Here is a 13,818-nt window from a genome sequence, read left to right as displayed (position 1 = left end):
TCATGGGGTCGCAGTCCGACTGGGCGACCATGCGTCACGCCGTCGAGACCCTCGCGGCGCTCGACGTCGCCTGCGACACGCGGATCGTCTCGGCCCATCGCACCCCGGAACGGCTGTTCGACTTCGCCCGGGGCGCGGAGGCGGCGGGTTTCGACGTGATCATCGCGGGCGGGGGGGGCGCGGCGCATCTGCCGGGCATGGCGGCCTCCATGACCAATCTGCCCGTCCTCGGCGTGCCGATCGAATCCGCCGCGCTCAAGGGCATGGATTCGCTGCTCTCCATCGTGCAGATGCCGGGCGGAGTGCCGGTCGGAACGCTCGCCATCGGCAAGGCGGGCGCGATCAACGCCGGCATTCTCGCCGCGGCGATCCTCGCCCGCTCGGACAAGGGCCTGGCGGCGCGGCTTGCCGCTTTCCGCAAGAAACAGACAGACAGCGTGGCCGAGGCGCCGCGCGACGAGGCGTAACCATGCTTTCTCCCGGCGCGACCATCGGCATTCTCGGCGGCGGCCAGCTCGCGCGCATGCTGGCGTTGGCCGGCGCGCGGCTCGGGCTGAAATCGCATGTATTCTCGCCCGTCGCGGACGATCCGGCCTTCGATGTCTGCTCGGCGCGGACCAGGGCCGATTTTCTCGACGAGGCGGCGCTGGCGGCGTTCGCCGACGCGGTGGACGTCGTCACCTATGAATTCGAGAACGTGCCCGCGCGCACGGCCGAAGTGCTCGAAGCGCATTGCCCGGTCCGGCCCAATCCGAAAATTCTGGCGCTCACGCAGGATCGCCTGATCGAGAAGCAGTTCGTCCGCGGCCTCGGGATTCCCACCGCCGATTTCGCGGATGTGAGCGACGCCGGGAGCCTCGCGCGCGCCGTGGCGGCGCTCGGCCGGCCCTCGATCCTCAAGACGCGCCGCTTCGGCTATGACGGCAAGGGCCAGACTCACATTCGCGAAGGCGTCGATCTCGCGCAAGCCTTCGCCACGCTCGGCGGCGCGCCCTGCATTCTCGAAGGCTTCGTGCCTTTCGTGAAGGAAGTGTCCGTCGTGGCGGCGCGTGGCGTCGACGGGTCGTTTCGCGCCTATGACGTCTGCGAAAACGTTCATGAGCATCACATTCTCGCAACGACGACGGCGCCGGCCGCGATCAGCGAGGCGACGGCGCGGCAAGCAATCGACATGGCCCGCGCCATCGCGCAGGACGCCGATTACGTGGGCGTCCTCGCCGTGGAGATGTTCGTCGTCGCCGACGCGCAGGGCGAGCGTCTCGTCGTCAATGAGATTGCGCCGCGCGTGCACAATTCCGGCCACTGGACGCTCGACGGCGCCGTGACCTCGCAATTCGAGCAGCACATGCGCGCGGTCGCGGGCATGCCGCTCGGCTCCACGCGCCGACATGGCCGTCAGGTGGTGATGCGCAATCTCATCGGCGCCGACGCCGACACATGGGCCGGGATCCTCGCCGACGACGGCGCCTGCCTGCACCTCTATGGCAAGACGGAATCGCGCCCCGGCCGCAAAATGGGGCATGTCACCCGCATCCTGGACTAACGAGAGGCGTCCCAGCTTGTAAGCGGAGGCTCGACAAAGGCTCCGCCAAGCGGCGCGTCAACTGTTCTGGAGCGGCGAGGGAGCCATTTTGGAGCGGGCGAAGGGATTCGAACCCTCGACCCCAACCTTGGCAAGGTTGTGCTCTACCCCTGAGCTACACCCGCATCCTTTGCGACGAAGCGACTGAGCGTCAACGTCCGCCCGAGGCTTGAAGCATGAGTCGGCCTCCCAATGCAACACCCAACGGGGGGCTGTCCACGCAAACTGGCGCCCTCACTGGCGGAAAGCGCCCCTAGCCCAACAGCGTCAGCGAGGACCAGTAGCTGCGGAAATTATCGAATGTGCGAAGGTTGTCATTGCCGATGACGCTGTGGATGGGATGGTCTTCCGGGGCTCCGACCCAAAGGCCCGTCTGTGGCGCGAGATGATCTGCGAGCGCCACGAGATTTGCGGCCACGTCGTCATCGGCCAGGCGATTGACCGTCGAGACCGCGACGATGTCAGCCTTCACCGCTAAAGCGGCCCCAAGGATCTCGCCAGCGGGGAGCAGCGGCCCCAGATAGATGGCGTTCAGGCCAGCCGAACCGGCCAGAAACCAGGCGAGCAGAATGCCGATCTCGTGTATTTCGTCGGAGGGCGATGTGAAGGCGATCGTCGGACGCGCCCGCGGCCATGATGTGTTGGCCCCTGCGACAAACAGAACCTGCCGCGTCAGCGCCGTCACGATATGTTCTTCATAAACGCTGAGCGTGCCGGCAAGCCAGGCGGCGCCGATTTCCCGGACGAACGGAGCGATCACGTCGTCGACAGCCTCTATCGCCGGCAGAAGCGTAATGGCCTCCACCAGTTCGCGGCGCACGGCGTGATAGTCCCTGGCCGCGACGGCGGCGGCGAGTCGTTCGCGGTAAACCGACACGCCATCCCGTGAGCGCGGGCGATCGCCGCCGGCCATCTGCGCGAGATCTTCCTTCGATTTCTCGACAAGGTCGCCGATCATGTGCCCGGCTTTCACCAGACCGGCGAGGATGGACAGGCGCTCGACCTCCGAGCGTGAATAAAGACGTCGGCCATTGTCCGTACGGCTGGCGACCGGAACGCCATAGCGACGCTCCCACGATCTCAGCGTGGAGGCGTTCAAGCCGGTCAGGCGGCAGAGCGATGTGATGGAATACATGGGTATCCCCCGTCGAAGGCTTTCCAGGGACTCTGACGCAGCACTAATCCCGTCGCGTTTTGCCGCGCTGACCTGATCCGTCTCGCGCGCAACCTCTGCACATGGTAGCACGCCTCATTGGTTGCGCATAATCATAATTACAACCATAAGGCGAGTTTGCCCTCGCCATTGCACGCGGAGCGAGGGAAGCCGTCGCAGTCCGCTCAAGGCGCGCCGAGCAAATCCTTTGCATGCGCCAGAATGGCGGTCACCGCCGGATGGTCCAGTTTTCGACGGACCGTGATCGCGTAGAACCTCTCCGTGATCCCCTGCAATTCGCCGATCTGCTTCACGTCATATCGTTTTTCGATTTCGTCCCGCACTGCGACAGGCGCGACGAAGAGTCCGACGCCGGCCGCCGCGAATGTCTTCATCAGGGCGCTGTCCTCGATCTCCGCGCGAAGCGCGGGGCAGATGCGTCGGGCCTCGAACCACAGGTCGAGGGAGCGGCGCAGCGCCGTCGTCGGCGTCGGGAACAGCAGCGGCGCGCCATCGAGAGACTGTGGAAAATTCTCGGAATACAGGTCGGCAAGCGCCGGCGCGCCAAAGACGGCGACGCCGCATTCTCCCAGCAGATGATTATAAACGCGCCCGCCCGGCGAGGTTGTCGCGGGCGCGTCGGCGAGCACGAGATCGACGCCATGCAGCGACAATTCCGCAAGCAGGCGTTCGACCTTGTCCTCGTGACAGATGACCTGCGCCTGCTCCTGACACTGCAGCGCGGGTTCGATCAGACGATAGACAAGGAGTTTGGGCAGCGCGTCGGCGATCCCGACGCTCAATCGCGCGCCAAATGCGCCGGCCTGTCCCTTCAGCGTGTTGGTGAGTTCGCGTCCGAGCGCAAATATTTCATCCGCGTAATTGTAAACCGTGCGTCCTTTTTCTGTGAGAGCAAGCTTTCGGCCTTCCTTGCGCAAAAGCTGGGCGCCGATCGCATCCTCGAACACGGCGAGCTGGCCACTGATCGTCGGCTGCGCGAGGCGCAGTTTCTCGCTGGCCCGCGTCACGCTGCCCTCGCGCGCGACGTTCCAGAAGTAGAAGAGATGCTGATAGTTGAGCCGATCCATCCTGAATCCATAGAGAATGCCGATAGCGTAAATAGATATATCCTTATTTCCAATAGGTTTTGAACCCCCTAGATTTGGCTGGCCGGGTGGAGCCCCGCCAGTCTCTCCGCCCATATGGGACAATGCGTTGATGAGCACATTCGACAGATTGAGCGGTGGGCGGCTGATGCTGCTGCTCGCCGCGCTTGGCGTGGGTTATGTCGACGTGCTGTCGAATGTGTCCGGCCATAGCATCATGACGCCCTATCTCGCCGGCTCGCTGGACGGCGTCACGCCGAGCTTCGGGGCGTGGGGAACGACATTCTATCTGATCGGCGTCGCGCTGGGCGTGCCGCTCGCGCGCTTTCTCTCCGGCCGCTACGGCGAATATCGCCTGCTGACGCTGGGCTATCTCGGTTACGCGGTCGCGTCCCTCATCTGCGTCTCCAGCCCCTCGGTGTTCATCTATGCGCCGATGCGGTGCCTGTTCGGCGTTTTCGGCGGATTGCTCGCCGTCGTGAGCCAGTCGGCCGCGCTCGGCGAGCTCCCGCAAAAATATTACAAGCTCGGACTCGGCTACTGGGCGGCGCTGGGCATCCTGCCCTATACGCTCGCCGTGTTCCTGGGCGGCTTCTGGGCCGAATATTTTTCCTGGCGGTGGCTCTTTTACGCCAACGCCACCTTGGGCTTTCTGATTTCGGCGACTGTCGCCGCGCTCCTGCATGGGCGCGCGCACAAGCGCAAGATCGTGCGATTCGACGCCGTTGGTTTCGCGCTGCTCACCGTCATTCTGATCGCGGTCCAGATGATGTTCAGCCTCGGAAACGATTTCGACTGGTTCGACTCAGCCCTTCTGAGCGGCGCGCTGCTGGTCGTCATTCTGGCTGTCCCGGTCTTCGTCATCTGGGAGCTGGGGGAGCGGAATCCGCTCATCGACGTGAAGCTCTTCGCGCGCTCGTCCTACGCCATCGGGGTCGCCGTCGGCTTTTTCGGCTTCCTCACCATTCAGGGGCTGATGTCGCTGTTCTCCGTGCAGATGCAGCTCCTGCTCGGATATTCGTCCTCGCTCGCGGGCCGCATGTATCTTGTGATGATCGTCGCGGGCCTGCCGCTCGCGGGCGTGATGTACGAGCTGTCCAAGAAGATCGACGTCCGGCTGGTGATCAGCCTGATGGCCATGAGCGCGGCGGCGGTGCTGACCTGGCTGGGGATGTTCGACAAACACGCGTCATACGCCGCCCTCATGATCCCGGTCGTTTGTCTGGGGCTCTGCGTGGCGGCGTTGTCGGCGCCCGCCTCGACGCTGGCGACCTACGGACTTACCGGCGCGCGTTACAAGCGCGCGGCCGAGGAATTCCTGCTGTTTCGCCTCGTCGGTGGCGCCATTGGCATTGCGTTTCAAAGCGTGGTTTATTTTCGGCGCACGCCATGGCATCAGCTCAATTTGTCTGATTATCTTGGCGGGCGGCGCTTCACCTCGCTGGACACGCTCCCGGTCCTGACACAACAGTTGCAGGACCTTGGCATGTCCGAGTCGGCGGCCAGGCGCCACATCGCGCGGATGATCCGGCAACAGGCGGGGATTCTCGCCCTCAACGACGCCTTTCTGCTCGGCGCCTGCATCATGTTCCTGCTCGGCGTCCTCGTCTGGTTCGCCCGGCTGAAAAAGGACCCGACATCCCATGTCGCGACTGCGATCAAGACGGACGGCAAAGTGGTGACGGCGGACCACTGATGCCCGATCGCATGAAAACCCGGCTTCCCGGCCCCCGGCCGGGATCCAAGCGGCTGATGGGCGCGGCGCCGCTGATGCTGGCGCTCGCGGGCTGCGCGCCGGCCGCGCAGGAGCAGCGCGCCGAATTCATGGGGCCGCCGGCGATGGACCGCACGATCGCCGCCGGGAACGTGAGGAGCGTCAGCAGCGAAAAGGGCTGGCCGAGCCCGCAATGGTGGCGGGCCTTCCGCAGCGCCGAGCTTGACGGGATCATGGACAAGGCGCTGCAGGACAACCAGAACCTGCGCAAGGCCGCCGATACGTTGCGAGACGCGGAAGCCGCCGTCGACATCGCGAGTTCGCGGCTCACGCCCTATGTCGAGGCCGACTTGTCCTACAAGCAGTATCGCTACGCCGAGCACGGCGTCGCGGCGGGGCTCAACCCGTTGCAGGGCGGCAAGGAAAAATCCGCGGCCTTCCTCAACCCGATCTCGGCCAAATGGGAGCTGGACTTCTGGGGCAAGAACCGCGCCCTGCTCGACGCCGCCATCGGCGACGCGCTCGCGCAGGAAGGCGAATTCGAGCAGACGCGCCTGTTGCTGACGACCAGCGTCGCGCGCGCCTTCCTGCGCGGCTTTATTCTCGCCGAACAGCTCAAGCTCGCGAAGGAGCTGACCGGCATGCGCCGCGAACTGCGCCAGCTCGCCGAGACGCGCTACAATACCGGCATCGAAATTCTCGACGTGGTGCAGATTGCACGCGCCAATGAGGAAGCCGCCGTGCGCCGGGAGGCGGCGCTCGTCGCCGCGATCGAGATTCAGGAAAACGCCCTCGCCCGGCTCATGGGCGAAGGACCGGACGCCGCCCGGGGCCTCTTCGCCGCCAGACAGACCGTCGCGCCCGCTCAGCCGACGCTGCCGAAGACCCTGCCGATCGAACTGCTGGCCCATCGGCCCGATCTCATGGCGGCGCTGCGGCGGGCGGAGGCCTGGGCCGAGCGCATTCACGCGGCCAAGGCGCTGTTTCTGCCCTCCGTCGACCTTTCGGTGTCAGCGGGCCTGGAAGCCTCCGTCACATCCACCCAATTCGCGAAACTGGGCGGCTATCTCTTCAACCCCGGCGCCATGGTCTACAGCGTGACGCCGGGTCTGCACCTGCCGATCTTTCAGGGCGGCAAGCTGACGGGCAATCTGGAATCGCAGCGCGCCGATTACGATCAGGCGGTCGACACCTATAACGAGACGCTGCTCACCGCCGCCCAGCAGGTCGCCGACGCGCTGGCGACGCTCAAACGCGCAAGGACCGAATACGAGTCGCAGGCCCGCTTCATCAAGGCGCGGCGCACGGAGCTCGAACTCGCCCGTATTCGCCTGCGGGACGGCCTGCGCGACAAGCGTGAATATGTGCAGGAATACGCCGACATGCTGGACGCCGTCTTCATCCAGCGCGGCATCGAGGGCGACCGGCTGGTGGCGTCGGTGGATCTTTTTCAGGCGCTCGGCGGCGGCTATGACGCGGGACCGCATGCCTATGAGCCAAAGCCGGCGCCGGAGACCGATCCGCTCACGCCCGTCGTCGAAGCCGTGCAGTCGCTCGGAGGAGGCTGACCTTGTCTTCTGACAATACAGACGCGCCGCGAATCGCGGTTCCGCCGCTGTCCCGAAAGAGCATCCGCGCCCGCCGCGCCTTCCTGCTCAAGGCGCTGGCGGTGGGCGTCGCGGTCGGCGTGCTGGCGGCAGGCTTTCGCTGGGTCACCTATGACCGCGATTGGGTGACGACGGACAACGCCTTCGTCACCGGCAACATCATTCCCGTGCAGGCCGACGCGACCGGCGTCGTGGCGCGCGTCCTCGTCGAGGAAACCCAGCTCGTCAACAAGGGCGACGTGCTGATCCAGCTCGACGCGCAGCGCGCCCGCGCGGCGCTGGGACAGGCGGAGGCGGAGCTCGCGCGCGCCGTGCGCAATGTCGGCGCGCTCTTCGCCAATCGCCGTCAGGTCTGCCAGAAGCTCGCCGCGCGCGCCGCCGTTCGCGAGCGCACGCGCCACGATCTGGCGCGCTACAAACAGGCCGCGACGAGCGGCGCCGCCTCGCGTCAGCTTCTGCAAAACACCGAAGACACGCTCGCCGCCCATGAGGCCGATCTGCGCGAGGCGCGCGCGGAGTATCAGGCGGTCGAATCGCGCGTCGGCGGCGTGACGCCGACGACGCATCCCGACATCGAATTCGCCAAGGCCCGTTTCAACGACGCCTATATCGAATTTCTGCGCCAGAGCATCCGCGCGCCGGCGGCGGGCTATGTCGCCAAGCGCCGCGTGCAGGTGGGTCAGCGCGTGCGTCCGGGCGACCAGATCATGAATATCGTGCCGCTCGATCACCTTTGGGTGGAAGCCAATCTGTGGGAGAATCGCATGGAGCGGATTCGCCCCGGCCAGCCGGCGATCATCAAGGTCGATCTCTACGGATCGAGCGCGCTCTTCCATGGAACCGTCGAGGGCCTCGTGCCCGGCTCGGGCAGCGTCTTCGCGACCCTGCCGCCGGACAACGCCACCGGCAATTTCATCCGCATCGTGCAGCGCGTCCCGGTGCGCATCGCCATCGATCCGGAGGAGCTGAAGAAGACCCCGCTGCGGCCGGGCCTTTCGACGGTCACCTCCATCAATGTGAGCGCCGAGGCGAAGCCGATGAACGACTCGATCGTGAAGACCTCCACCGGCGAATATTCAACGGAGGTTTTCGACCGCGATCTCGCCGATGCGAAGACGCGCGCGGACAAGATCGTGAAGGAGAATCTGGTGGCCGGCGCCGACGCGGCGGACGGCGCCTGCGCGGCCGCGACGCAACCGTAAAGGCCGGGCGACGCAGCGCGCGCCGCCCCCGTCGCCAAGGCAAAAAAAAACGCGGCCCCGAAGGCCGCGTCTTCATTTACTCCTGTGTCGCTTACGCGAATTCCATGATCACCGCGTCGACCGCGAGGCTGTCGCCCGGCTTGGCGAGGATCTTCTTGATGGTCACGTCGCGCTCGGCGCGCAGCACGTTCTCCATCTTCATCGCCTCGACCATGCACAGCGCCTCGCCGGCCTTCACGTCCTGACCTTCGACCACATCCACGGTCTTCACCAGGCCCGGCATCGGGCACAGCAGATGCTTGGAGGCGCCGGCGTCCTTCTTCTTCGGCATGAGCGCGACGAGCTCCGCCTCGCGCTGGGTGTAGACCCGGGCCGGAATGCTGACGCCCTGATGCGACAGCTCATAGCCGTTGAGGATCGGCCGGGCCTGCACATAGACCGTGCGGCCGTCGACGTCGCCGACGAAGAGCTCCTGACCCGGACGCCACTGGGAGGACACGCGATGGGCGCGATTGTCGCCCTCCGCGAAGCGCACCACCAGCGCTCCGCCCTGCTCCTCGATATTCACGTCGTAACGCGCGTCGCCGAGCATGCAGACGCGGTCGCGGGTGAACTCGACCGGCCGGCCGCTCATGAGCTGGCCGCTGATCTGGCGCTTGCGGGCGTTGCCGATGTGATCCATCAGCGTCGCCACGGCCGCGAGCGTCCAGGCGATGTCGCCCGTCGGCGCCGGGGCGGAGAAGCCTTCCGGATATTCCTCGGCGATGAAGCCGGTCGACAGATTGCCAGACCGCCAGCGGGCGCTCTGCATCAGCGACGAGAGGAAGGGAATGTTGTGGCGAATGCCGTCGATCACGAAACGGTCGAGCGCGTCGGCCTGCGCCACGATGGCGCGCAGGCGGTCGGGCGCATGGGTGACGAGCTTGGCGATCATCGGATCGTAGTGAATCGAGATCTCGCGGCCCTCGGTCACGCCCGTGTCGTTGCGCACGGTCACGCCGCCGTCCTTCTTCTCCTCCGGCGGGCGGTATTTCACCAGACGGCCGATGGAGGGCAGGAAGTTGCGGGTCGGGTCCTCGGCGTAGATGCGGCTCTCCACCGCCCAGCCGTTGATCTTGACGTTTTCCTGCTTGAGCTGGAGCGGCTCGCCGGCCGCGACGCGGATCATCTGCTCGACGAGGTCGATGCCGGTGATGAGCTCCGTGACCGGATGCTCCACCTGCAGGCGGGTGTTCATTTCGAGGAAGTAGAAGCTCTTGTCCTGACCGGCGACGAATTCCACCGTGCCGGCGGAGTCGTAATCCACCGCCTTGGCCAGCGCGACCGCCTGGGCGCCCATTTCGGCGCGGGTCGCCGCGTCGAGCAGCGGCGACGGGGCTTCCTCGATGACCTTCTGGTTGCGGCGCTGGATCGAACATTCACGCTCGTTGAGGTGAATGACATTGCCGTGCTTGTCGCCGAGCACCTGAATTTCGATGTGGCGCGGATTGACGATGAACTTCTCGACGAAGACGCGGTCGTCGCCGAAGGAGGACGCCGCCTCGGACCGCGCGCGGGTGAAGCCCTCGACGACCTCGGCGTCGTTGAAGGCGACGCGCATGCCCTTGCCGCCGCCGCCGGCGGACGCCTTCAGCATCACCGGATAGCCGATGTCCTTCGCGATCTTCACCGCCTCTTCGGGCGATTCGATCACGCCGAGATAGCCCGGCACGACATTGACCTTCGCGGCCGAGGCGAATTTCTTCGACTCGATCTTGTCGCCCATCGCCTCGATGGCGCGCGGATTGGGGCCGATGAAGACGATCCCCGCCGCCTTCAGCGCATTGGCGAAGGCCGCGCGCTCGGAGAGAAAGCCGTAGCCCGGATGCACCGCCTCGGCGCCCGTCTCCTTGCAGGCGGCGACGATCTTGTCGATCAGGAGATAGGACTGCGCCGCGGGCGGAGGGCCGAGATGGATCGCCTCGTCGGCCATTTCGACATGCAGCGCGTCAGCGTCGGCGTCCGAATAGACGGCGACCGTGGCGATGCCCATCTTCTTCGCGGTCTTGATGATGCGGCAGGCGATTTCACCACGGTTGGCGATCAAAATCTTGCGAAACATGCGTGCCCCGATTGCCCTTTGAATCCCCGAGCGCCCCGGCGCGGCGGCTCCTCTCCCGGGAGCCCTTCCGCGCCTTCTCCCTAATTGCGTATCAGCTCTTGGCGTCCGTCTCGTCGTCGGAGCGCTTCTCCTGCACGACGTCGACGATGCCGAAGGCCTTGGCCTCGTCGGCCGACATGAAGTGGTCGCGGTCGAGCGTGCGCTCGATCGTCTCGTAATCCTTGCCCGTGTGGCGGACATAGATGTCGTTCAGCCGCTTCTTGACCTTCAGAATGTCTTCCGCATGGCGCTGAATGTCGGACGCCTGGCCCTGGAAGCCGCCGGATGGCTGATGCAGCATGACGCGGGCGTTGGGCAGCGCGAAACGCAGACCCGCCTCGCCGGCGCAGAGCAAAAGCGACCCCATCGACGCCGCCTGGCCGACGCAAAGCGTCGAGACCTTTGGCTTGATGAACTGCATCGTGTCGTAGATGGCGAGGCCCGACGTCACCACGCCGCCGGGCGAGTTGATGTAGAGCGAGATTTCCTTCTTCGGATTTTCCGATTCGAGGAAGAGAAGCTGCGCGATGATCACCGAGGCCATGTGGTCTTCGACCGGCCCGGTGAGGAAGATGATCCGCTCACGCAAGAGGCGCGAGTAGATGTCGAACCCGCGCTCGCCGCGCGAGGTGTTTTCGATCACCTGGGGAATGAGATACTGGTTGTAGACCTCGATCGGATCACGCATCGCATCGCCTTCCTGGGGCCATTGTGTGGCCTTGCCGACCGGGGCCGCCGCCGCCCTCCGGCCGAAAATCCTCGTCCCCTCATATGCCGGAGCGCGGCGGGACGCAAACGAAGCTTAGGCTTCCAACCCGTCCGCTCGCCGACCCTGGCGCCCTCGCGGGACGAGGGAAACGGGGGCGCGGCCCCCTCCTCCCGCCTGCGGGAAAAGGGCCGGGGCGGGCGGCGCGCCGCCCCACCCCCTCGCAGCCTCTTACTCTTCGTCTTCCTTGAAGAGCTCGTCCTTGGTCACGGTCTTGTCCGTGATCTTGATCAGCTTGGAAATATGATCGACGACGCGCTCTTCGTAGATCGGCGCGCGCAACTGGGCGAGCGCCTGCTCATTGTTGCGGTAGAAATCCCAAACCTGCTTTTCCTGGCCCGGGAACATGCGGGCGCGCTCGACGAGCGCCTCGGTCAGGTCCTTGTCCTCGACCTTCACGCCGGCCTCCTGGCCGATCTCAGCAAGAACGAGGCCAAGGCGCACGCGACGCTCCGCGATCTTGCGGAACTCGGCGCGGGTCTCCTCCTCGGTCTTGCCCTCCTCGGCGACCGGCTGGCCGGCGCGCTGGCTCTCCGCCTCGTGCTGCGCCCAGATGTTGTTGAACTCCTGGTCGACGAGCGATTGCGGCAGGTCGAAGGAGTAGCGGCTGTCGAGCGCGTCGAGCAGCGCGCGCTTCAGCTTGTCGCGCGAAACCTTGTGGAAGTCCGCTTCGAGATTGCCCTTCACGGCCTCCTTCATGGCGTCGAAGGTCTCGAAGCCGTATTTCTTGGCGAGCTCCTCGCCGATCTCGATCGCCTTCGGCGCGGCGACGGCCTTCACGGTCACGTCGAATTCCGCGTCCTTGCCCGCGAGATGCGTGGCCGAATAATCCTCGGGGAACTTCACCTTGACAACCCGCTCTTCGCCGGCGCCGGCGCCCGCGAGCTGGTCCTCGAAGCCCGGGATGAAGGTGCCCGAGCCCAGCACGATGTCGATGTCGCCGCCCGTGCCGCCTTCGAAGGGAACGCCGTCGAGCTTGCCGGTGAAGTCGATGGTCAGCTTGTCGCCCGTCTCGGCCTTGGCGCCCTCGGCGCGCGGCTCGAATTCCTGGACGCGATCGGCGAGGTTCTTGAGAGCGGTGGTGATGTCGTCGTCAGCGACCTCGGCCACCGGACGCTCGAGCGCGATGTCGTCGAGCGACCCGACCTCGAACTTCGGCAGGGTCTCGAAGGTGACGGTGAAGGCGAAGTCGCCCTCCGCCGCGAGGGCGCGCTCGACCTCGTCCTGTCCGCCGGGGAAATCGAGCTTCGGCTCGACGGCGATTCGGAACTGATGGTCCTCGACGATCTTGCGGTTGGCCTCGTTCACCGCTTCCTGAAGCACGTCGCTCATGATGCTCTTGCCGTAGAGCTTCTTGAGGTGGCCGATCGGCGCCTTGCCGGGGCGGAAGCCCTTGATCTGGGCCTTGGCCTGCACCTCGGCGAGCTGGGCCGCGAGCTTGGCGGCGAGGTCGCCGGCCGGCAGCACGACCTTGAATTCCTGCTTCAAGCCCTCCGATGAGGTCTGGGTAACTTGCATGTCGATCGCCTTCTACAACTTCAAAGCCGCCGGCGCGCGCACGGGCGGTTATTTCGTCAATTTCCGCGAAACTGCGGCCTTTGGTGCGGGCGGAGGGAGTCGAACCCCCACGACTTTCGTCACCGGAACCTAAATCCGGCGCGTCTACCAGTTCCGCCACGCCCGCGAGAGCGGCCCCATACGGACCCGCCGCGAAACCTATCGCCCGCGAGCGCGGGCGCCGCTCTATAACATGGTCGCGGCGGGATGCTCGAAAAAAATAAAGGCGCGCGCGAGGGGACGATTCAGCCCGGCTCCGCTAGAGTCCCACGCCGCCAGATCGCCCGGAGACAGGCCCATGTTTCGCTGCGCAGCCTTCGCCATGCTCCTGCTCTGCCCCACCGTCGCCGTGGCGGCGCCGGCGGACTGTGCGGCGTCTTCCCGAGCCCCGGTCAAATTCATTTGTGAAGACGCAACGCTTTCGGCGCTGGACAGGGAATCCGCCCGGCTCGCGGACCTCGCGGCGGCCGGCGCGCAGGCCGCCGGGAAGAAGGACCTTCTCCAGAGCGAGGCGAGCTTTCGCAAGACGCTCGCGGCCTGCCGCGACGCGAAGCCCTGCCTTCAGCGGACGCTGATCGACCATATCTTCCACCTCCGGCAAGGCTACTCCGGCGCGCGGGCGAAGGACGCGGAGGGAATCAGCCTTGGCCCCTTCGTGGGGGACTGCCCCGGCCTGGACGCGCTGGTCTCGGTCACTTTCGTCAACAGCGCCCCCGCCTTCGCCTTCCTCGCCTGGCGCGACAAGACCGCGGTGCTCACGCAGGCTGTCGCCGCCTCCGGCGCGCGCTATACGGGGCCGTTCGGAACCGGCGAGGCGCAGTTCTGGAACAAGGGCGACCAGGCCACGCTCGACCTGCCGGGCAGACCGTCGCTGACCTGCCGGATCGAACAGGGCGGCTGAAGCGGCCCGCTTCCGCAATATGAAGAGAGCGCGGCGGCGCCCGCTTGCCCCCTGCCCGGCCCTGCGCCATAGCTGCGTGCCGCCGCGCCT

General features: G+C 65.8%; 11 protein-coding genes and 2 tRNA genes. 6 read left to right on the top strand and 7 right to left on the bottom strand.

The window, feature by feature from the left end:
- The first annotated feature begins 2 nt into the window (after window positions 1-2).
- The gene (gene purE / locus ACR652_RS19370) at window positions 3-467 is read left to right on the top strand and encodes a 5-(carboxyamino)imidazole ribonucleotide mutase (RefSeq protein ID WP_434508124.1); all 465 of its coding nucleotides are present in this window, start codon (window positions 3-5) and stop codon (window positions 465-467) included.
- Between the two features lie 2 nt (window positions 468-469).
- A complete protein-coding gene (locus tag ACR652_RS19365; RefSeq protein WP_434508111.1) occupies window positions 470-1,543 on the top strand; it encodes a 5-(carboxyamino)imidazole ribonucleotide synthase in 1,074 nt (357 codons plus the stop codon).
- An 89-nt stretch (window positions 1,544-1,632) separates the two neighbouring features.
- Here ACR652_RS19365 and ACR652_RS19360 read toward each other — a convergent pair.
- The 3 genes from ACR652_RS19360 to nhaR form a co-directional block, all read right to left on the bottom strand.
- Window positions 1,633-1,707: transfer RNA gene (locus ACR652_RS19360), tRNA-Gly, on the bottom strand.
- A 128-nt stretch (window positions 1,708-1,835) separates the two neighbouring features.
- Entirely contained in the window at window positions 1,836-2,717 is an 882-nt protein-coding gene (locus ACR652_RS19355) for a MerR family transcriptional regulator (protein ID WP_434508110.1), read from the bottom strand.
- Window positions 2,718-2,920: 203 nt separating this feature from the next.
- Complete coding sequence (gene nhaR / locus ACR652_RS19350) at window positions 2,921-3,823, bottom strand: transcriptional activator NhaR (protein ID WP_434508109.1); 903 nt, start codon at window positions 3,821-3,823, stop codon at window positions 2,921-2,923.
- Between the two features lie 130 nt (window positions 3,824-3,953).
- Here nhaR and ACR652_RS19345 point away from each other — a divergent pair, with 130 nt between their 5' ends.
- The 3 genes from ACR652_RS19345 to ACR652_RS19335 are packed head-to-tail and all read left to right on the top strand — an operon-like array spanning window position 3,954 to window position 8,364.
- Window positions 3,954-5,537: an MFS transporter gene (locus tag ACR652_RS19345; protein WP_434508108.1), complete on the top strand. Its 1,584-nt coding sequence runs from the start codon at window positions 3,954-3,956 to the stop codon at window positions 5,535-5,537.
- Complete coding sequence (locus ACR652_RS19340) at window positions 5,537-7,123, top strand: efflux transporter outer membrane subunit (RefSeq protein ID WP_434508107.1); 1,587 nt, start codon at window positions 5,537-5,539, stop codon at window positions 7,121-7,123. Before ACR652_RS19345 ends, ACR652_RS19340 begins: the two co-directional genes overlap by 1 nt.
- 2 nt (window positions 7,124-7,125) lie before the next feature.
- On the top strand, window positions 7,126-8,364 hold the full coding sequence (locus ACR652_RS19335; protein WP_434508106.1) for an HlyD family efflux transporter periplasmic adaptor subunit: 1,239 nt from the start codon (window positions 7,126-7,128) through the stop codon (window positions 8,362-8,364).
- Window positions 8,365-8,455: 91 nt separating this feature from the next.
- On the opposite strand, the gene ACR652_RS19330 is transcribed toward ACR652_RS19335, so the two are convergent.
- From ACR652_RS19330 to ACR652_RS19315, 4 genes are all read right to left on the bottom strand, one after another.
- On the bottom strand, window positions 8,456-10,465 hold the full coding sequence (locus tag ACR652_RS19330) for an acetyl-CoA carboxylase biotin carboxylase subunit (protein ID WP_434508105.1): 2,010 nt from the start codon (window positions 10,463-10,465) through the stop codon (window positions 8,456-8,458).
- A gap of 91 nt (window positions 10,466-10,556) precedes the next feature.
- The gene (gene clpP / locus ACR652_RS19325) at window positions 10,557-11,192 is read right to left on the bottom strand and encodes an ATP-dependent Clp endopeptidase proteolytic subunit ClpP (RefSeq protein WP_434508104.1); all 636 of its coding nucleotides are present in this window, start codon (window positions 11,190-11,192) and stop codon (window positions 10,557-10,559) included.
- Between the two features lie 249 nt (window positions 11,193-11,441).
- A complete protein-coding gene (gene tig, locus ACR652_RS19320) occupies window positions 11,442-12,788 on the bottom strand; it encodes a trigger factor (RefSeq protein WP_434508103.1) in 1,347 nt (448 codons plus the stop codon).
- Window positions 12,789-12,869: 81 nt separating this feature from the next.
- Window positions 12,870-12,954, bottom strand: a tRNA-Leu gene (locus ACR652_RS19315).
- A gap of 171 nt (window positions 12,955-13,125) precedes the next feature.
- On the opposite strand from ACR652_RS19315, the gene ACR652_RS19310 reads away from it, so the two are divergent.
- Window positions 13,126-13,728, top strand: a complete 603-nt coding sequence (locus ACR652_RS19310) for an MliC family protein (RefSeq protein ID WP_434508102.1) — start codon at window positions 13,126-13,128, stop codon at window positions 13,726-13,728.
- Window positions 13,729-13,818: the final 90 nt, after the last annotated feature.

Origin of the sequence: Methylocystis sp., from assembly GCF_051061225.1 — a bacterium.
Lineage (GTDB): Bacteria > Pseudomonadota > Alphaproteobacteria > Rhizobiales > Beijerinckiaceae > Methylocystis.
Note: the sequence above shows the minus strand (reverse complement) of the source record. Positions and strands in the feature narration are given on the sequence as shown.